Here is a 19,853-nt window from a genome sequence, read left to right on the forward strand (position 1 = left end):
CAAAACAATAAGAGAACCTGAGAATGCCCGTACCCGATCCGTTCCGCGAAGGCATGGCCCGTGGCTGGAAAACCCACAACGGCTCGCAACTGACCCAGGACCTGACCCTCGAAGCGGACGTGGCGATCATCGGCAGCGGCGCCGGTGGCGGGACCACCGCGGAAATCCTCAGCGCCGCGGGCTACAAGGTGCTGCTGATCGAAGAAGGCCCGCTCAAGACCAGCAGCGACTTCAAGATGCTTGAGGACCAGGCCTACACCAGCCTCTATCAGGAAGGCATCGGGCGCATGAGCAAGGACGGCGCGATCACCATCCTCCAGGGCCGCGCGGTGGGCGGAACCACGCTGATCAATTGGACATCGAGCTTTCGCACCCCGGACCCGACCCTCGAACACTGGGCCAGGGAACATGACGTCAAAGGCCACAGCTCCGTCGAGATGGCCCCCTGGTTCGAAAAAATGGAACAACGCCTGGGCGTCGCACCGTGGAGGGTGCCGCCCAATGCCAACAATGACGTAATTCGCAAAGGCTGCGAAAAGCTTGGATACAGCTGGCATGTAATTCCGCGCAACGTGCGCGGTTGCTGGAACCTCGGATATTGCGGCATGGGCTGCCCGACCAACGCCAAGCAATCCATGATGGTCACGACCATTCCGGCGACCCTGGAAAACGGCGGCGAGCTGCTTTATCTGGCCCGTGCTGAAACGCTCTCGATCAAGGACGGCAAGGTCTCCGGGCTTAAATGTGTCGCGATGGATGAACGCTGCGTTGCGCCCACCGGCAAGACAATCACGGTCAAGGCACGGCATTACGTACTGGCAGGCGGCGGAATCAACAGCCCGGCGCTGCTTCTGCGCTCAGACGCACCCGATCCGCACAAACGCTTGGGCAAGCGCACGTTCCTGCACCTGGTGAACATGTCCGCCGGGCTGTTCGACGACGTCATCAACCCGTTCTATGGCGCTCCGCAGTCGATCTATTCCGACCATTTCCAATGGCAGGACGGCACCACCGGCAAGATGTCCTACAAACTTGAAGTGCCGCCGCTGCACCCGGCGCTGGCGACCACGTTGCTCGGCGGTTTCGGCGAGGAAAACGCCCGGCACATGGAAAACCTGCCCCATACCCACGCCATGCTGGCGTTGTTGCGCGACGGTTTCCACCCAGACAGCCCCGGCGGCAGCGTCGAGTTGCGCGGTGACAACACGCCGGTGCTCGATTATCAGGTTTCAGCGTATGCCTGGGACGGTTTGCGCCGGGCCTTCCACAGCATGGCCGAGATCCAGTTCGCCGGCGGCGCCAGCGCCGTCATGCCGATGCACGCCGACGCTCGCTATGTTAAAACCCTGGCCGAAGCGCGCACGCTGATCGACGGTTTGAGCCTGGAGTTGTATCGCACTCGCTTGGGCAGCGCTCATGTGATGGGCGGTTGCGCGATGGGCGAAGACCCGAAAAACGCGGTGACCGACAGCCTCGGTCGTCATCATCAACTGAGCAATCTGTCGATCCACGATGGCTCGCTATTCCCCACCAGCATTGGCGCAAACCCGCAATTGTCGGTCTACGGACTGACGGCGCAACTGGCGACTTCCCTCGCCGAACGTTTGAAAAACCCATGAAAAGAGCGAATATTCCCATCGTCTATAGTGCTTTGTTACCCAACAGGCGACTTGGCCGACCGGGAAGGCTGCGATACCATCCGACTCCCCAACGGACTCCCGCCAGGACGACGCGATGAACCGAGTGTTGTACCCAGGTACCTTCGACCCTATTACCAAGGGCCATGGCGACTTGGTCGAACGCGCCGCGCGCCTGTTCGATCATGTGATCATCGCCGTCGCTGCCAGCCCGAAGAAAAACCCGTTGTTTCCCCTGGAACAGCGTGTGGAGCTGGCCCGCGAGGTCACTAAACATTTGCCGAACGTTGAAGTCGTCGGTTTCTCGACGCTGCTCGCACACTTCGCCAAAGAGAAGAACGCCAACGTGTTCCTGCGTGGTTTGCGCGCGGTGTCGGACTTCGAATACGAATTCCAGCTGGCCAACATGAACCGTCAACTGGCGCCGGATGTGGAAAGTCTGTTTCTTACTCCGTCCGAACGTTATTCGTTCATTTCCTCGACGCTGGTCCGTGAAATCGCCGCGCTGGGTGGTGATATCACCAAGTTCGTCCACCCTGCGGTGGCGGATGCCCTCACCGAGCGCTTCAAGAAGTAACGACCGCTCAAGCGGCGCCCGCGTGCACTGCGGGCGCCAATGCGGCACAATTGCGCGCATTGGTTTATTGCGCCAGGGCTCTGCGCCCCGGCTGGAGTTAGCATGTCCCTGATCATCACCGACGATTGCATCAACTGCGACGTCTGCGAACCCGAGTGCCCGAACGCCGCCATTTCCCAAGGCGAAGAGATCTACGTGATCGACCCGAACCTGTGCACGCAGTGCGTCGGTCACTACGACGAACCTCAGTGCCAGCAGGTCTGCCCGGTGGATTGCATTCCACTGGACGAGGCGCATCCGGAGACTGAAGAGCAGTTGATGGAGAAGTATCGCAAGCTTACCGGCAAGGCTTGAGCCCGATGGTTTTGTAGCGTTTGTTCGGGCCTCTTCGCGAGCAAGCCCGCTCCCACATTAGACCGCGATCAACTGTGGGAGCGAGCTTGCTCGCGATGAGGCCATCAGCCACACAAAAAAAATCCAGCTGACTTCACTCCCGCTGCTCAAACCCCTCCCCGATACACCCCAGGCACCGCACAAACGCGGCTTTGGCCGGATCCACCACCAGCGCCTGCCCGGCATCGCCGATGCCACCGCCCAGTGCGGTGAACGGCAACGACACGACAAACACCCCGGCACCGATCACCGTCGCTACGACCAGCAAAGGTCGGGCGATCAGCAAGTCACCGATCATGGCGTACGCCGGGGGATTCTGGATGGTGTAGCGCGGGTCACCGCTGCCGTTGCTGGCCGCCAGCGCGGGTGCACCGATGCTCAGCAGCAGCGCAACGACAAGGGTTCGAAACGAATTCATGGCACGGTCCTTCGGCTAGGCAGTGAGAACACTGACTATAGACCCTGGGACGTATCAGCTCTGGCAACGCGGGCAAAAGACGCTGGCGCGCTGCCCCAGTTTCACTTCCCGAAGCTCTGTGCCACAGACTTTGCACTGTGCGCCGCCACGGCCGTAGACAAACAATTCCTGCTGGAAATAACCCGGCTGCCCGTCGCCGCCAATGAAGTCGCGCAGCGTGGTGCCACCGCGCTCGATAGCGGCGGCCAGAATGCGCTTGATCTCGATCGCCAGCTTCAAATAGCGTGCCCGGGAAATGCTCTTGGCCTCGCGGCGCGGATCGATGCCTGCGGCGAACAAGGCTTCGGTCGCATAGATATTGCCGACCCCGACCACTACCGCGTTATCCATGATGAACGGCTTGACCGCCATGGAGCGTCCGCGCGATTGCTGGAACAAGCGTTCGCCATCGAACAGGTCGGTCAACGGCTCCGGCCCCAGGCGAATCAGCAGTTCGTGATTGAGCGGATCGAGGCTCCAGAGCATCGCGCCAAACCGTCTCGGATCGGTGTAACGCAGGGCCAGGCCCGACTCCAGTTCGATGTCCACATGCTCATGCTTGGCCGCCGGCATGCCGACTTCCACCAGCCGCAAATTCCCCGACATGCCCAAATGGCTGATCAGCGTACCGACCTCGGCATTGATCAACAGGTACTTGGCGCGTCGTTCCACCAGCACGATGCGCTGGCCGGACAACCGCACATCGAGGTCCTCAGGAATCGGCCAGCGCAAACGGCGGTCACGCACGATCACCCGGCTGACGCGCTGGCCCTCCAGGTGGGGTGCAATTCCGCGGCGAGTGGTTTCGACTTCTGGCAGTTCAGGCATGCTGTTCTCGAATCAGGCTGTCCGACCCTCAGCGGTGAGTGCCAAGGTCGCGGATCGTTTGTTTGAGGGTGTCGAAGTCGTAGTCCGAGAGACCGACATAATCGAGCACCAGAGGTGCGATGCTATTCCATTCATGGTCTTCGGTCTGACTACCCAGCACCCGGTACGACGCACAAATGTGTTCGGCCATTTTCAAGATCGCCAGCAGGTTCTTGAGCTGGGCGTTACGCGAAGACTCGTCGCTGAAAATCGCCAACGCATTGTGGTGATTGGCGATGGCCGCACTCACATGCTCCGGCAGGCGCCAGGATTTGGCGGTGTAGTACCCGACGACGGCGTGGTTGGTATTGAACACCCGATTTTCGGTGTCGACCACTCGGCACTCGGCACTGGCGTTGGCGTAAGCCTCCTCCACCACGCTCATGTAATTGGGGAAGCGCTGCAACATCAGCGGCACGCCGCAGTCGTGGAACAGACCCAACGCATACGCCTCGTCACCTGCCTGGGCGCCGATACGCTTGGCCAGGGTCAGGCACGTCATTGCCACGTCCTGGGACGTATCCCAGAACCGGTTCAAGGTGACGATGGTGTCGTCGTTCATCTCGCCCTTGATCGACTGCGCGTTGATCAGGTTGATGACCGAGCGGCTACCCAGCAGATTCACCGCACGCTGGATCGAGGCAATCTTGTTGCTCAAGCCGTAATACGGCGAGTTGATGATCTTCAGCAAAGCCCCAGAGAGTCCCGGGTCCTGGGAGATCAGCTTGGCGATCACCTCCAGGTCCGGGTCGGGCATGTACTGCTCCATCTGCAAATCCACCATGATCTGCGGTTGGGCCGGCACGCTGATGCCTTGCAGGGACTGTTGGATCTGTTCGGTCGTCAGCTCTTGGGACATAAGTACACACTCTGGGTCAGGCGGCGATTCTAACCCTTATAAAGTTGGATCCGACACCTTGGCGGCGACATCGCCCGCAGTTTAATCAAATGCCCGGCGGCCTCACCGCATGTCCATCCGCCAAACCGTGGCCTTGCGCAACACGCTATACTCCCGCTCTTTTTTCCGGAGCGACGTCATGTCCCTGCCTAGCCTGCGCCTCAAAGCCAACGCCGACCGTCGCCTGCGAAACGGCCACCTGTGGGTCTACAGCAATGAAATCGATGTAGCCGCCACCCCGTTACACGCCTTCAAGGCCGGTGACCAGGCGATCCTCGAAGCGGCCGGCGGCAAGACGCTGGGCATCGTTGCCATGAGCCCGAACAACCTGATCTGCGCACGTCTGCTGTCGCGCGACATCAAGCTGCCATTGGACAAATCGCTGCTGGTGCATCGCCTGAACGTCGCCCTGTCCCTGCGCGACCGTCTGTTCGACAAGCCGTTCTATCGTCTGGTCTACGGTGACTCGGACCTGCTGCCAGGCCTGGTAGTCGACCGTTTCGGCGACATCCTGGTGGTGCAGATCGCTTCGGCGACCATGGAAGCCCATAAAGAAGACGTGATCGCGGCGCTGACCCAAGTGCTCAAGCCAAGCGGCATTCTGTTCAAGAATGACTCCGCGGCCCGTGACGCCGAAGGCCTCAACCGTTACGTCGAAACCGTGTTCGGCCTGGTGCCGGAGTGGGTGGCGCTGGAAGAGAACGGCGTGAAATTCGAAGCGCCGGTCATCCAGGGCCAGAAAACCGGTTGGTTCTACGATCACCGCATGAACCGCGCGCGCCTGGCCCCTTATGCCAAAGGCAAACGCGTACTGGACCTGTACAGCTACATCGGCGGCTGGGGCGTGCAAGCGGCGGCCTTCGGCGCCAGTGAAGTGTTCTGCGTCGACGCCTCCGCCTTCGCCCTCGACGGCGTCGAGCGCAACGCCGCGCTGAACGGTTTCGCCGAGAAAATGACCTGCATCGAAGGCGACGTGTTCGAAGCCCTGAAAGAGCTGAAAGCCAGCGAAGAACGTTTCGACGTGATCGTGGCCGATCCTCCTGCGTTCATCAAACGCAAGAAAGACATGAAGAACGGTGAAGGCGCTTATCGTCGCCTGAACGAGCAAGCCATGCGCCTGCTGAGCAAGGACGGCATCCTGGTCAGCGCTTCGTGCTCGATGCACTTGCCGGAAGATGACCTGCAGAACATCCTGCTGACCAGTGCCCGTCACCTGGATCGCAACATCCAGATGCTCGAGCGTGGCGGTCAGGGCCCGGATCATCCGGTTCACCCGGCCATCGCCGAAACCCGCTACATCAAAAGCATCACCTGCCGTCTGCTGCCAAACAGCTGATCAAGCCGGTTTTGAAGGGGGGAGCCAATCGGCTCCCCTTCTGTTATCTGTTATTTAATTCCTGGCGTCCTACCTTGGCAGCCTACTGGCTTGCAGGAAGTTTCCCTGTACTTCTTGTTTTACCGGATAGAACTTACAAAATTAATTGTTCTGTAGGACCGATCCGACACAATTACTAGAAGCCTCTTACCTAATATCTCCTTGATAAGCCTCCATTACTATCTATGATTGAGTTGTCACCACGAGGTGGCGCTCACTTTCAATTACAAGGAGTTCCAACATGAAAGCAATTACTCTGGAAGCTAACAAAATCGCCAACCTGGCTTTTCTGGTTGCTCCAAAAGCCCGCTAAGTAGATAAAACGCTGGGGAGTGCCGGCTACCCAGCGTTTCCGACGCAGTGTCCAGAGAGAGCGCGATCCACATGCATATAAACCCGCATCTATTCATACTTCCGCGCACGCCCGGTCAAATTGTCTGGGATTACAAGAATCACAAACAATTTGAACTCAACCTGAAGTATTCAACCCGACTCGCCGAACTTATCGACAATCCGAACAACTTCAATAACCAACATACTATTGACGCACAACTTCTAAGTGCGGGCATCGTATCAACGACAACGCCCGTCACAGTTGAATGGGGCTGGGATGAACTGTCGAAGATATTTCATATCGGCACCAAGAACATCCCTTGCGACCATGTTCCACACGATATTCATGAATGGTCGAAACAGTATCTCGACCATTGCACCGAGGTGTTGACCACACCCGCCCCGCAAGCACGAGCCTGCGAACGCTCGGCAGACGCGCTGACGGTCCTGCCAAAACCTTGCAGGCTGCCGCAAGGCTCGCTGGCAGAGGCTCTGATCAAGCGAAAAACCTGTCGCGCCTTCACCGGTGAAGCCGTTTCCCTGGAGTCCGTCAGCACGCTTTTATACCTGTCTCTTGGCTATCTACATGAACGTGAAAACGGCATCGACGACGGCGTCGTCGAAGGCCTCGGCGCGCGTCGAAGCAGCCCCTCGGGTGGCGGGCTGAATGCATGCGAAGGTTTTCTTCTGGTGCAAAACGTCATTGGCCTCGAACCCGGCCTTTACGCCTATCGCCCCGCCGAACATGCGCTGAGTTTCATCAGACCATTGCCTGTTCAGCCGTTGGGGCAGCTGCTTTGCGGGCAGCATTTCATCAACAACTTGCCCGTCGGGCTGTTCATCACCAGCCGCTTCGACAAGCTGTGGTGGAAATACGAACACTCGCGCGCCTACCGAATGTCCTACGTCGAGGCCGGTCATATTTCCCAGACGTTTCAATTGGTGGCCACCGTGCTGGGGTTGCACACCTGGTTAACGGGCGCATTGACCGACAATCAGGTCGAAGCACTGCTGGGACTTGAAGACAGCGCGGAGCAGCCACTGTTTTTTGTTGGCTGTGGTCAGAGCGACGGGCAGGTGATGTGCATGGAGTTAAAAGCGCTGTTGTACGCTCAGGGGCAGGAACAATGACCGGCTCCAATACCGCGCCCGCCTACGCCCCCGCCTCGTGGGCCCAGCGCTTCACCCTCGGCGACTGGAATACCCGAGCCTCGGTAAGAACCAGCGAGCACAACTACCGGCTACCTCTGGATCTGGCGCAACAACTGGAAACACGCCACTGGTTTCCACCGGCGTTTCTGCCTTACCTGAACCACCCGGAGATCAAGGCAGCCGGTAAAACGCTTGCTCATCGCCTGTCCGCCAACCATTTGGTGTATTTCCTCGACTACACCACCCTGCTTGAGCACCGGATCGTCAACCGATCCGTTGAAACCATCATCCACAATGAGCTCGGCGTCTGCATTCCTTCAAAAATGAAAACGGCCGCGCTTCAGCTCTACACGGACGAGGGTTACCACGCACTGTTCTCCCATCAACTCGCCGAACAGATTGCCGACTGCTACGGCATCACCGAGCGTCCGGTCATGCCTCAACGGATAGTCCGGCTGAACGCCTTGATCAATGGCGCGCCGGACAAACACAAAGCGCTGGCCTGGTTTCTCGTCGGGTTCGTCTCGGAGACGATCATTGCCAAGGAATTGCTCGACGTTTGTCGCGACGAACTGGTGTGCAGCGTTCAGGCAATGCTCAGAGACCACCTCACCGACGAGGCGCGACACAGCCGTTATTTTTCTGAGGTGTTCCACTTCCTGTGGTTGCAGCTCAGTAGCGGTCAACGCACGTTCACCGCCAGGTTGCTCCTGGAAATCCTGCTGGTTTTCTTTGAAGCGGATGAACGCTGGCTTGGCGAAAGCCTGCGCAGCGCCGGCGTTGGTGAGGCGTTTGTCGTAGAGATACTGTGCGAGCTGACGTCTCCGTCCGCCTGCCAGCGCCGTGCTCGATCAGGTGCTGGCGCGACATTGAGCGCATTGAACAAAGCGGGATTCTTCGACCTGCCCGCCAATCGCCAGCTGTTCTCCAGGGCAGGGCTTTTCGATGAGTGAAGCGAAAGGGACCGTTGGTATAAAAAAACGTCGAGCGGCGGTCATTCTGTTGCTGACGATGGTATTGCTCGGTGTATTTCCCCTCGACGTATTGCTGCCTTCCTTCCCCGCGCTGGCTGAACATTTCCGGACCACGCCATCCGACATCGCCCTTTCCATCAGCTTGTTCGCGATCGGCATCTCGCTGTCTCAACTGCTGATCGGACCGCTCTCGGATGTCATCGGGCGCAAGGGCTTGCTGCTGGCGGGCATGGTGGTCTCCATCATTGGCGCGCTGGGTTGCGTGATGTCGAACGAGTACGCCTGGTTCCTGATGTTCCGGTTAGTCCAGGCCATCGGCTGCGGTTGTTTCGTTCTCGCGCAGGCGCTGGTTCAGGACCTGTTCGACGGCAAGGAACGCGATCAACTACGGATTCTCATGGTCACCGCCAGCGGTATCTTCATTTCAGTTTCGCCACTGGCAGGCACCGTGCTGCAACACGCCATGGACTGGCCGGGGAGCTTTATAGCCTTTATCGCGTTGGCCGCGGCGGTGTTCCTCAAGGCCTGTTTCTTTCTTGAAAACCTGCGCCCCGCTACCGCACCCAGCCACGGCATGCTCCAGTCGTACCGAATGATCTGTGCCGACGCAGGTTTCCTCGGTTATTGGCTGATCGCCGCCATCGCTTTCACCTGCCACTTTTCCTTCATTGTCATCTCGCCGCTGATCTTCATGGAGCAGCTTCAGCTTTCGCCGTACGAATTCTCCCTGACCCTGCTGTTCTACGGCGTGGCCTACCTGTTCGGCGGAGTCGTCGCTCGGGTGCTTGCCAACCGGATCGCACCGAACACGCAAATTATTGTGGGTCTTTGCCTGATCTTCCTTTCGGGCATCTTGATGCTCTGGCTATCGGCAACGTTGGGGCTTTCGATCCAGACAATACTGATCCCGATGATCGTCTGCACCGCTGGCACAACCATCGCCCGTCCGATCGCGACGTCCAAAGCCATGGACATATTCCCCGGCAACGCCGGCACTTCGGCCTCGGCCGGCAACACCCTGGTATTTGTCTTCGGTGGAATGGTCAGCGCGCTGATCAACTTGAGCACCAGTCATCTGCCGGTGACGCTTGCCTTCAGTTTCCTGGCATTGAGCGCCGTGGGAATAGGCCTCAATGCGCTGATCAGCCGACGGCATCAGGCAATGAGTACCGGCTGATGCCTGCCAGTCGTCATCCCGCACGCCCCGTCACCGCCAGATCAACGCTTCCCGGCATTCCCTCCTGACGCCAGCCGTGTAGAATCGCGACATTCATCGCCAGTCATCCCCCGGCGGGTTTATGAGCTCAAGCTGAAGCGCGCGGCGATCCCGCAAAGTTATCGGCAACTTCCGGACACACGGCCATTTCTGGGTGTTCCAGACGTCAATAGAAGCTCACTTCCCTTTTGATACCTGATTAGCCGCCCGGAGTGCTTCATGCCTGATTACCGCTCGAAAACATCCACCCACGGCCGCAACATGGCCGGTGCCCGCGCACTGTGGCGCGCCACGGGGATGAAAGATGACGACTTCAAAAAGCCGATCATCGCCATTGCCAACTCCTTCACCCAGTTCGTACCGGGCCATGTCCACCTCAAGGACCTCGGTCAACTGGTCGCCCGCGAGATCGAACGCGCGGGCGGTGTCGCCAAGGAATTCAACACCATCGCCGTGGATGACGGCATCGCCATGGGCCACGACGGCATGCTGTATTCGCTGCCGAGCCGCGAGATCATCGCCGACTCCGTCGAGTACATGGTCAACGCCCACTGCGCCGACGCCATCGTCTGCATCTCCAACTGCGACAAGATCACCCCCGGCATGCTGATGGCCGCCCTGCGCCTGAACATCCCGGTGATCTTCGTTTCCGGCGGCCCGATGGAAGCCGGCAAGACCAAACTCGCCTCCCACGGCCTCGACCTGGTCGACGCCATGGTGATCGCCGCCGACTCCAGCGCTTCTGACGAGAAAGTCGCCGAGTACGAGCGTAGCGCCTGCCCGACGTGCGGCTCGTGCTCCGGCATGTTCACCGCCAACTCGATGAACTGCCTGGTTGAAGCCCTGGGCCTGGCATTGCCGGGCAACGGTTCGACCCTCGCCACCCACAGTGACCGCGAACAGCTGTTCCTGCAGGCCGGCCGCACCATCGTCGAGCTGTGCAAGCGTTACTACGGCGAGAACGACGAGTCGGTCTTGCCGCGCAACATCGCCAACTTCAAGGCGTTCGAAAACGCCATGACCCTGGACATCGCCATGGGCGGTTCCACCAACACCATCCTGCACTTGCTGGCTGCGGCCCAGGAAGCCGAGATCGATTTCGACCTGCGCGACATCGACCGTCTCTCCCGTCACGTGCCGCAACTGTGCAAAGTCGCGCCGAACATCCAGAAGTACCACATGGAAGACGTGCACCGTGCCGGCGGGATCTTCAGCATCCTCGGCTCGCTGGCCCGTGGCGGCCTGCTGCACACCGAACTGCCGACCGTACACAGCAAGACTCTGGCTGAAGGCATCGCCAAGTGGGACATCACCCAGACCGACGACGAAGCCGTGCATCACTTCTTCAAGGCCGGTCCTGCGGGCACTCCGACGCAGACCGCGTTCAGCCAGTCGACCCGTTGGGAAACCCTGGATGACGACCGTGAAAACGGCTGCATCCGCAGTGTCGAACATGCTTATTCGAAAGAAGGCGGCCTGGCTGTTCTCTACGGCAACATCGCGCTGGACGGCTGCGTGGTGAAAACCGCCGGCGTCGACGAGTCGATCCACGTCTTCGAAGGCAACGCGAAGATCTTCGAAAGCCAGGACAGCGCCGTACGCGGCATCCTCGCTGACGAAGTGAAGGCCGGCGACATCGTGATCATTCGTTACGAAGGCCCGAAAGGCGGCCCGGGCATGCAGGAAATGCTGTACCCGACGTCTTACCTGAAATCCAAAGGCCTGGGCAAAGCTTGCGCCCTGCTCACCGACGGCCGTTTCTCCGGCGGCACCTCGGGCCTGTCCATCGGCCACGCTTCTCCGGAAGCGGCAGCGGGCGGCGCGATTGGTCTGGTGCAGGACGGCGATAAAGTGCTGATCGACATTCCGAACCGCTCGATCAACCTGTTGATCAGCGACGAAGAGATGGCCGGACGCCGTGCCGAGCAGGATCAGAAAGGCTGGAAGCCAGTGGAAAAACGTCCGCGTAAAGTGACTACGGCCCTGAAAGCCTACGCCCTGCTGGCGACCAGCGCCGACAAGGGTGCTGTGCGTAACAAGGCGATGCTCGACGGGCTGTAACCCTTAACCGTCGAACAAAAAAATACCCCGCACTTGGCGGGGTATTTTTTTGCCGATCGTTCCCACGCTCTGCGTGGGCATGCAGCCCGTGACGCTCCGCGTCACTGGACGCGGAGCGTCCCTTGAGGCATTCCCACGCGGGAGCGTGGGAACGATCATCATGCCCCGCCAAGTGCGGGGCTTTTTTATGGTGATGAGATCTCGCTTTAAGGCCCCACCAGCAGGGATTGCAGATACTCGTAAAGTTCGCCGGCGCTTTTTTTATAACCTTCACCATTCAGATGAATCAGATCATTTTGAGCCAAATGCGCTGCCTGCCAGCGCTCAATTGAACAGGCGCCGCCCATGTAACCTTGCCAGTCCCAGAACAAGGCCGCGGCCTTCAGTGCTGCTTGTCTTTGAATTTGAATGATCTGAGCCAGCTTTGCCGGTTGGCGCCCGGCGCATGAGTCAGCGGACCGTTGTTTTATCGAGTCTGCTGGCCCGACCAGCAAGATCACGGTATCAGGCAAGGCGCGTCGCAACAGGGCAAGCTTTTCGCTCAGGTCAGCCTCATAAAGTGTCAGGTCCAGATCGTCATCAAATGCTTCATTACCCCCGTACGCGAGTACCAGCAAGTCCGGACGCAAGGCTTGCAGTGTGCTTAGCCAGCCGTCTTGCCACTTGTCGAGAATCTTCAACATCGCACCATTGACACCTAATGCGGAGTACGTGACCCCATTCTCCGTCAAAGACTCGATGTTCCAACCTCCCAGTTCTACGTCCTGACTCGAGGCTATCACCAGATCCACTGGCAGACTTACGGGTTGGATAGCCGGGCTGAAACGCCACTTTCCGGATGTCGGCAACAACTCGACACTGGTCGAGCTCCCTCCAGCACTGGCGATCAGTTGGCTATTGGAGAGCGCACGGTACAGCGCCGAAATTCTATATACGCCTTCGTTCGACGTTCGTGATTCGATATGTACCCCTGCCTTCTGGCCCATGGGTAGCGACAGATACCCCCCCAATGGAAACTCGCCGCTGTACTGATTGCGACTGGAAACCAGACGCCATTGCCCATCTACCGTCGACAGAACAATTTGATCGTAACGAGTGCCTGGTACAGGCATCGCCGCGATAAAGCCTATGCCGCCGGCGCCGTATTGTTGCTGGAACAGGCGGCGCATTTCGCCGGTGAACAAATCGGCAGCCGTGTGAGAGTCGCCCAGTTGCACGATACTGATCGACGTATTGCGCGAGGCCTTTAGTTTGCCCACCAGCTTACTCAAGTTCAGGGGCGCGGCCCCTTGAGGCACGCCTGGTGAAATGACGTGATCATTTCCCGGCATCAACTCAGCCGCTGCACTAGTGCAAAGCCAGCCATATCCGCTCAACGTGGCGATAACCCACGCGATAAAGACCCGATGTAATCGTCGCATGCCCCCGTTCCTTCGGTCGTCGCCCGAACCAACTGCCCCAGCGCCAATCACCCAGTGACTAACCAATGAATATAGGCAGCAGACAGCCACTGCGCGTCGTTATTGCGAACAATAAAAAGCCCCGCATTGGCGGGGCCTGTCGCGTCCACACACTGTGCAGGGGCGATTATCGTGGCCTTTACTGAATCTCTTCCGGCTTGACGATCACCCAGTTCTTGTCCGCCGTCACTGGCAACCCTTCCTTGGCCTGGGCTGCCGCGTTTTTGGCCATCATGCCGTTCATCTGGGTCATGTATTTGTCTTTGCGGTTGACCCACAAGTGGATGCCGCCCTTGGCCACGTCAACGCTGTGGAACAGCATGTAACCGTCGCTGCTCGGGGTGTCGCCGCCAACCAATACCGGTTTTTTCCACTCGTCGATGTAAGTCAGGATTGCGGCTTGCTTGCCCGCCATCCAGGTAGCCGGTGTCCACAAGTACGGCGTCAGTTCCAGACCCAGGTTGGCCTTCTCGTCATACTTGCCCGCCGTGATTTGCTTGCGTGCGGTGGTCAGCTCGCCGGTCTTGCGGTCCTTGAGCATCGTGGTCACGCCGATGACGTTCTGCGGTTTGACGTTGTAGCCGTACTTCGGATCGGCAGCGACCATGCGCACCAGTTCTTCGGAGGCGGCGGTCATCACGTAGACCTCGATGCCGTTCTCCATCAACTTGTTGTAGAGCTCAGCCTGGCCGGTAAAGACTTTCGGCGGGTTGACGTCGAGGGTCTTGACCACATCGCCGTCGTAGTACGTGGTCGGTACCGGTTTGCCGGAGGCCATCAACTCATCGACATACCCTTTGAGCTCGGTGAGGGTGAAGCCGGAGAACACCTGGGCGACCCATGGGTAGCAGACCATGTCGTCGATTTCGCAGAGGCGATAGTAGTAGCTGAACAGGCTTTCCTTGTGGTCGGCGGTGTCTTTGAACGGAATCAGTTTCAGGGAGGGATCGAGTGTCTCGCGGGTGATCAGGCCCTTGTTTTCCATGAACGGCAACAACGACTCTTCAAGGTCGTAGCGGTAACTGGTGTTGTCCATGTCGAACACCGCGAAATTACCTTTGTTGGCGTTGGCCGCAATCATCGCGTCCAGTGCCTTGGCCTGATCGGCAGGCCAATGCTTCAAATCCGTAGCGAAGGCCTGACCGGCCAGGCCAAGGCCAAAACTCAATCCCAACGCAGCAGCCAGAAATTTCGGTGCGAACTTCATCGGCATGATTCCCTTATAAAAGATCCTGATGTAGAGGCATCGACGCTAACAAATAAGTGTGACAGTCCTCGTCTGTCAGCGACTGCTCACGTCCCTATTGCGCCAGCTGCATCCCTGAGAGCGACGCGTGCTTATTCCAAAAACGACGGATTCCATACGTTTTTGATATTAATTCATTGGAAATCAAGCTGTTAGGCTTGCCGGTCGCAGTCACCCCGGAAGGTGACTGGCACATGCCTTATCGGAGCTTTCCCATGAATCTGCCGCTGATCCTCAATCTGCTGGTGTTCCTCGCCCTGCTCTTTGGCCTGGCGCAAACCCGTCACACGAACTGGAGCCTGGCGAAAAAAGTCCTGCTCGCACTGGCGTTGGGTGTGGTGTTCGGCGTTGCCCTGCACGGCGTTTACGGCGCGGGCAACCCGGTGCTGAAAGCCTCGATCGGCTGGTTCGATCTGGTGGGCAACGGTTACGTGCAGTTGCTGCAAATGATCGTGATCCCGCTGGTGTTCGCCTCGATCCTCAGCGCTGTGGCGCGGCTGCACAACGCGTCGTCGCTGGGCAAGATCAGTTTCCTGACCATTGGCACCTTGCTGTTCACCACCGCCATCGCGGCGCTGATCGGCATCGGCTTGACCAACCTGTTCGGCCTGACCGCTGAAGGCCTGGTCGCCGGCACTCAGGAAATGGCCCGCCTGCAAACCATTCAGACCGACTACGCGGGCAAGGTGGCCGACCTGAATGTGCCGCAGCTGCTGCTGTCGTTCATTCCGCAAAACCCGTTTGCCGACCTGGCTCGCGCCAAGCCGACCTCGATCATCAGCGTGGTGATCTTCGCGGCGTTCCTCGGTGTCGCCGCCTTGCAGCTGTTGAAAGATGACGTGAAAAAAGGTCAGAAAGTGATCAACGCCATCGACACCCTGCAAGCTTGGGTGATGCGCCTGGTGCGTCTGGTGATGAAGCTGACGCCTTACGGCGTATTAGCGCTGATGACCAAAGTGGTCGCCGGTTCCAACCTGCAAGACATCATCAAGCTTGGCAGTTTCGTGGTGGTTTCTTACATCGGCCTGGGCCTGATGTTCGTGGTCCATGGCCTGCTGGTGTCGGCGGCCGGGATCAATCCGCTGCGCTTCTTCCGCAAGATCTGGCCGGTGCTGACCTTTGCCTTCACCAGCCGCTCAAGTGCGGCGACGATCCCGCTGAGCATCGAAGCGCAGACAAGTCGTTTGGGCATCCCGCAGTCCATCGCCAGTTTCGCCGCTTCGTTTGGTGCGACCATTGGCCAGAACGGCTGCGCCGGCTTGTACCCGGCCATGTTGGCGGTGATGGTGGCGCCGACCGTGGGCATCAATCCGCTGGACCCGCTGTGGATCGCGACGCTGGTGGCGATTGTGACGCTGAGTTCGGCGGGCGTGGCGGGCGTGGGCGGTGGCGCGACCTTTGCGGCGCTGATCGTGCTGCCGGCAATGGGCTTGCCGGTGTCATTGGTGGCGTTGCTGATTTCGGTAGAGCCGCTGATTGATATGGGTCGTACGGCGTTGAACGTGAGCGGTTCGATCACGGCCGGGGCGATTACCAGTCAGATCATGCAGCAGACCGATAAAGACTTGCTGGATGCGGATGAGCATGCGGAGTTGGCTCACGCTTGACCGGTACTGATCGTTCCCACGCTCCCGCGTGGGAATGCCTCAAGGGACGCTCCGCGTCCAGTGACGCGGAGCGTCACGGGCTGCATTCCCACGCAGAGCGTGGGAACGATCTCAAGTGCGTTCCCACGCCTCAAAGTTGTATGCCGGCTTATCACCCTCTGCCGGATTCGGAACATTCGACACCAGCTTCCATTCCTTCAAATCAAACTCCGGAAACCACGCATCCCCCTCAGGGCTGAGCGCGACGCGCGTCAAATAAAGCCGATCCGCCTGAGCCAATCCCTGCGCATACAACTGCGCCCCGCCAATGAGCATCAACTCGTCGACGCCCTGCTCTTTCGCCCATGCTTGGGCGCGAATCACCGCAGCTTCCAGCGACGGATAAACCTCCGCGCCTTCCAGCACCAGATCGGCCTGACGGCTGACCACGATGTTCAATCGGCCCGGCAACGGACGACCGAGGGAATCCCAGGTCTTGCGACCCATGATGATCGGCTTGCCCAGGGTGGTGGCCTTGAAGTATTTGAAGTCCCCCGGCAAGTGCCAGGGCATGCTGTTGTCGACACCGATCACACGGTTTTCACCGAGGGCTGCGATCAGGCTGAGGGGGAGTGATTTAGTCATGTCGGCGAGGATACCAGAGCCTCCCGTACCCCGATAAGCACCACAGCGGTTATGCTCACAGCTCAATTGAGCAACGGAATGTCGCGTGACTGAACTGACGCCACTGCAAAACCTCTGGTTGACCGAAACCGTGCGCCTGCGTGAAGAACACGCCGGGCCCCTGGAGGATCTGGAAGCCAACCGACTGGCCCGCAGCGCCGGTGGCGATCTGCCGACGCGGATTCAGCATCGGGCCCTGTGGCTGGCTGAACGCGACGGCCTGGCCGCAGCCCTCAAGCATTGGCTGCAAGGCGCGCGACTGGCGCTGATCGTCCTGGCGGTGCTGGCCATGGTCAGCGGCGCCGGCCTGGGGTTTGCCGCTTTGGGGGACGGGCAGACGCCGGTCAATGTGTTCTGGGCCTTGGGCAGTCTGCTCGTGCTGAACCTGATTCTTTTACTGAGCTGGGCGCTGGGCCTGATGTTCGTCGGCGAACACGGCGACACCCTTGGGCGCTTGTGGTTATGGCTCAGCGAGAAACTCGCCCGCGACGCCAAAGCAGCGCAACTGGCGCCGGCCCTGCTCTTGTTATTGCAACGTCAGAAACTCAATCGCTGGGCAATCGGCGTGCTGGTCAACAGCCTGTGGTTGCTGGCGATGCTCAGTGCCCTGGCGATTCTGCTGACGTTGATGGCGACCCGGCGCTACGGCTTCGTCTGGGAAACTACCCTGCTCAGCGCCGACACCTTCGTGGCGATGACCCAAGCCCTCGGCACTCTGCCTTCCATACTCGGTTTCAACGTCCCGACGGTGGAAATGATCCGCGCCAGCGGCGACACCGCGCTCAATATCGAAAGCGCCCGCCAGGCCTGGGCTACATGGCTGGTCGGTGTGTTGGTGGTTTACGGTGTGTTGCCGCGCTTGCTGCTCGCGCTGTTTTGCCTGTGGCGCTGGAACACCGGGCAAGCCGCCTTGCGCCTGGACCTGAACCTGCCTGGCTACGCTCAATTGCGTGAACGCCTGATGCCCACCAGCGAACGCCTGGGCATCAGTGATGCGGCGCCGGACAACCTTCATCAGATCGAAAGCAGCACCAGCGAATTGCAAAGCGACGGCGCGCTATTGGTGGCCATCGAGCTGGACGATCAACGCCCGTGGCCGCCGAAACTGCCCAAGAACGTGAACAACGCCGGCATTCTCGACAGCCGGGAATCTCGCCACAAACTCCTCGAACAGCTGAGTCGCTTCCCGCCCGAGCGGTTGGCCATCGCCTGTGATCCACGGCGTTCGCCGGACCGTGGCAGTCTTGCACTGATTGCCGAGCTGGCGCGTAACGCGGCCGCGACGCGAGTCTGGTTATTGCAAGCGCCCAACGGTGAAGCGCTGGACTCCGAACGTTTGGGCGACTGGCACGTGGCACTGCAACAACTGAACCTGCCTTTCGCCGACTGCGCGCCGATGAACTGGTTGGAGAGCGGCCATGACTAATCCGTGGAAAGCGCCGTTGAAGCTCGCCGTGGTCGGCCACACCAATGTCGGTAAAACCTCATTGCTGCGGACGTTGACCCGGGATGTCGGTTTCGGCGAAGTGTCCCATCGCCCCAGCACCACACGCCATGTCGAAGGCGCACGGTTGTCGGTGGACGGCGAGCCGTTGCTTGACCTTTTCGATACGCCGGGCCTGGAAGACGCCATCGCCCTGCTCGACTATCTCGAACGCCTGGAACGTCCCGGCGAACGCCTCGACGGCCCGGCACGTTTGGCGCGATTTCTTGACGGCAGCGAAGCGCGCCAACGGTTCGAGCAGGAAGCCAAGGTGCTGCGACAACTGCTCACCTGCGACGCCGGTCTCTACGTGATCGATGCCCGGGAGCCGGTGCTGGCCAAGTACCGCGACGAATTGGAAGTGTTAGCCAGTTGCGGCAAACCGCTGCTGCCGGTGCTCAATTTCGTCAGCAGCGCCAACCACCGCGAGCCGGACTGGCGTGAAGCGCTGGCGCGCCTGGGCCTGCACGCCTTGGTGCGTTTTGACAGCGTGGCGCCGCCAGAAGATGGCGAACGTCGCCTCTATGAAAGCCTCGCGCTACTGCTGGAAGGCTCACGGGAACAACTGGAACGCTTGATCGCCGACCAACAGGCCCAGCGCCTGGCCCGGCAGCAAAGTGCGGCGCGACTGATTGCCGAATTATTGATCGATTGCGCAGCCTGCCGGCGTAGCGTGGTCAGCGATGCCGCGCAAGAACAGCACGCCATCAGCGAATTGCGCAAAGCCGTTCGACAACGGGAACAACGCTGCGTCGAAGCGCTGCTCAAGCTGTACGCCTTTCGTCCACAGGACGCCGCAGCCAGTGACCTGCCATTGCTCGATGGCCGTTGGGGCGATGACTTGTTCAACCCCGAAACCCTCAAACAACTGGGCGTTCGGGTCGGCGGCGGCATCGCGGCCGGTGCGGCAGCCGGCGCTGGCGTCGATTTGCTGGTGGGTGGTCTGACCCTCGGCGCGGCAGCCTTGGCCGGCGCGATTGCCGGCGGCGCCCTGCAAACCGCACGCAGTTATGGCAGTCGATTGATGGGCAAGATCAAGGGCCAGCGGGAGCTGACCGTTGACGACAGCGTGTTGCGCCTGTTGGCGTTGCGTCAGCGACAGCTTTTGCAGGCATTGAACGCGCGCGGCCATGCCGCGATGGACAGCATCAAGCTCGCCACGCCCCAGGACAAGACCTGGCGCGAAGGCAAGTTGCCCGAAGCGCTGAACAAGGCTCGGGCACATCCGCAGTGGTCTTCGCTGAACAAGCAGCCCAGGTTGAGCCAGGCTGAACGGCAGGAGCAAATCGAGGTGTTGGCGCAACAACTTTAAAGGCCCGCAATCTGTGGTGTCCGCTCTGGCCCCTTCGCGGGCAAGCCCGCTCCCACAGGGATCTTTGTTGTTCATACATTTGCGGCCTCACCCGTGACCTTGTGGGAGCGAGCCTGCTCGCGATGGCCGTGACTCGGTATCG

Annotated in this window: 17 protein-coding genes; 11 read left to right on the forward strand and 6 right to left on the reverse strand. The window is 59.7% G+C overall.

What is annotated here, in order from left to right; genetic code table 11:
- The first annotated feature begins 23 nt into the window (after positions 1 to 23).
- From K5K95_RS06965 to K5K95_RS06975, 3 genes are all read left to right on the forward strand, one after another.
- Complete coding sequence (locus tag K5K95_RS06965; RefSeq protein WP_222588864.1) at positions 24 to 1,619, forward strand: GMC family oxidoreductase; 1,596 nt, start codon at positions 24 to 26, stop codon at positions 1,617 to 1,619.
- A 115-nt stretch (positions 1,620 to 1,734) separates the two neighbouring features.
- Positions 1,735 to 2,214 (forward strand): pantetheine-phosphate adenylyltransferase, encoded by a 480-nt coding sequence (gene coaD, locus K5K95_RS06970; RefSeq protein ID WP_007945531.1) that lies wholly within the window; start codon positions 1,735 to 1,737, stop codon positions 2,212 to 2,214.
- A 102-nt stretch (positions 2,215 to 2,316) separates the two neighbouring features.
- Positions 2,317 to 2,568: a YfhL family 4Fe-4S dicluster ferredoxin gene (locus tag K5K95_RS06975; protein ID WP_008150569.1), complete on the forward strand. Its 252-nt coding sequence runs from the start codon at positions 2,317 to 2,319 to the stop codon at positions 2,566 to 2,568.
- Between the two features lie 133 nt (positions 2,569 to 2,701).
- Here K5K95_RS06975 and K5K95_RS06980 read toward each other — a convergent pair whose 3' ends face one another.
- The 3 genes from K5K95_RS06980 to K5K95_RS06990 are packed head-to-tail and all read right to left on the reverse strand — an operon-like array spanning position 2,702 to position 4,736.
- On the reverse strand, positions 2,702 to 3,025 hold the full coding sequence (locus K5K95_RS06980) for a multidrug transporter (protein WP_222588865.1): 324 nt from the start codon (positions 3,023 to 3,025) through the stop codon (positions 2,702 to 2,704).
- A gap of 54 nt (positions 3,026 to 3,079) precedes the next feature.
- Positions 3,080 to 3,892: a bifunctional DNA-formamidopyrimidine glycosylase/DNA-(apurinic or apyrimidinic site) lyase gene (mutM, locus tag K5K95_RS06985; RefSeq protein WP_090178527.1), complete on the reverse strand. Its 813-nt coding sequence runs from the start codon at positions 3,890 to 3,892 to the stop codon at positions 3,080 to 3,082.
- Between the two features lie 28 nt (positions 3,893 to 3,920).
- The gene (locus tag K5K95_RS06990) at positions 3,921 to 4,736 is read right to left on the reverse strand and encodes an HDOD domain-containing protein (RefSeq protein WP_222590303.1); all 816 of its coding nucleotides are present in this window, start codon (positions 4,734 to 4,736) and stop codon (positions 3,921 to 3,923) included.
- 232 nt (positions 4,737 to 4,968) lie between these two features.
- Here K5K95_RS06990 and K5K95_RS06995 point away from each other — a divergent pair, with 232 nt between their 5' ends.
- The 5 genes from K5K95_RS06995 to ilvD all read left to right on the forward strand — a co-directional run bounded on the left by K5K95_RS06995 (position 4,969) and on the right by ilvD (position 11,940).
- Positions 4,969 to 6,165, forward strand: coding sequence for a class I SAM-dependent rRNA methyltransferase (locus tag K5K95_RS06995; RefSeq protein WP_222588866.1), 1,197 nt, complete (start codon positions 4,969 to 4,971; stop codon positions 6,163 to 6,165).
- Between the two features lie 423 nt (positions 6,166 to 6,588).
- Positions 6,589 to 7,668 carry a SagB family peptide dehydrogenase gene (locus tag K5K95_RS07000; RefSeq protein WP_222588867.1) on the forward strand — a complete coding sequence of 360 codons (1,080 nt, stop codon included), beginning with the start codon at positions 6,589 to 6,591 and terminating at the stop codon, positions 7,666 to 7,668.
- Positions 7,665 to 8,642, forward strand: coding sequence for a diiron oxygenase (locus K5K95_RS07005; RefSeq protein WP_222588868.1), 978 nt, complete (start codon positions 7,665 to 7,667; stop codon positions 8,640 to 8,642). Before K5K95_RS07000 ends, K5K95_RS07005 begins: the two co-directional genes overlap by 4 nt.
- Positions 8,635 to 9,840, forward strand: a complete 1,206-nt coding sequence (locus K5K95_RS07010; RefSeq protein WP_222588869.1) for an MFS transporter — start codon at positions 8,635 to 8,637, stop codon at positions 9,838 to 9,840. The genes K5K95_RS07005 and K5K95_RS07010 overlap by 8 nt, the downstream gene beginning before the upstream one ends.
- Before the next feature lie 258 nt (positions 9,841 to 10,098).
- Positions 10,099 to 11,940 carry a dihydroxy-acid dehydratase gene (gene ilvD / locus K5K95_RS07015; protein WP_222588870.1) on the forward strand — a complete coding sequence of 614 codons (1,842 nt, stop codon included), beginning with the start codon at positions 10,099 to 10,101 and terminating at the stop codon, positions 11,938 to 11,940.
- Positions 11,941 to 12,146: 206 nt separating this feature from the next.
- Here the strand turns inward: ilvD and K5K95_RS07020 are convergent, their stop codons facing one another.
- Both K5K95_RS07020 and K5K95_RS07025 read right to left on the reverse strand, forming a co-directional pair.
- A complete protein-coding gene (locus K5K95_RS07020; RefSeq protein WP_222588871.1) occupies positions 12,147 to 13,361 on the reverse strand; it encodes an SGNH/GDSL hydrolase family protein in 1,215 nt (404 codons plus the stop codon).
- Positions 13,362 to 13,539: 178 nt separating this feature from the next.
- Complete coding sequence (locus K5K95_RS07025; RefSeq protein WP_090178505.1) at positions 13,540 to 14,607, reverse strand: phosphorylcholine phosphatase; 1,068 nt, start codon at positions 14,605 to 14,607, stop codon at positions 13,540 to 13,542.
- A gap of 254 nt (positions 14,608 to 14,861) precedes the next feature.
- Between K5K95_RS07025 and K5K95_RS07030 the strand changes: the two genes are divergently transcribed.
- Positions 14,862 to 16,253 (forward strand): L-cystine transporter, encoded by a 1,392-nt coding sequence (locus K5K95_RS07030; protein WP_222588872.1) that lies wholly within the window; start codon positions 14,862 to 14,864, stop codon positions 16,251 to 16,253.
- 111 nt (positions 16,254 to 16,364) lie between these two features.
- Here K5K95_RS07030 and K5K95_RS07035 read toward each other — a convergent pair whose 3' ends face one another.
- Entirely contained in the window at positions 16,365 to 16,877 is a 513-nt protein-coding gene (locus K5K95_RS07035; RefSeq protein ID WP_222588873.1) for a dihydrofolate reductase, read from the reverse strand.
- Between the two features lie 85 nt (positions 16,878 to 16,962).
- Between K5K95_RS07035 and K5K95_RS07040 the strand changes: the two genes are divergently transcribed.
- Together K5K95_RS07040 and K5K95_RS07045 are read left to right on the forward strand one after the other, a co-directional pair.
- Complete coding sequence (locus tag K5K95_RS07040; RefSeq protein WP_222588874.1) at positions 16,963 to 18,342, forward strand: DUF2868 domain-containing protein; 1,380 nt, start codon at positions 16,963 to 16,965, stop codon at positions 18,340 to 18,342.
- Entirely contained in the window at positions 18,335 to 19,711 is a 1,377-nt protein-coding gene (locus K5K95_RS07045) for a GTPase/DUF3482 domain-containing protein (protein WP_222588875.1), read from the forward strand. Before K5K95_RS07040 ends, K5K95_RS07045 begins: the two co-directional genes overlap by 8 nt.
- Positions 19,712 to 19,853: the final 142 nt, after the last annotated feature.

Origin of the sequence: Pseudomonas sp. DR48, from assembly GCF_019823085.1 — a bacterium.
Taxonomy (GTDB): Bacteria; Pseudomonadota; Gammaproteobacteria; order Pseudomonadales; family Pseudomonadaceae; genus Aquipseudomonas.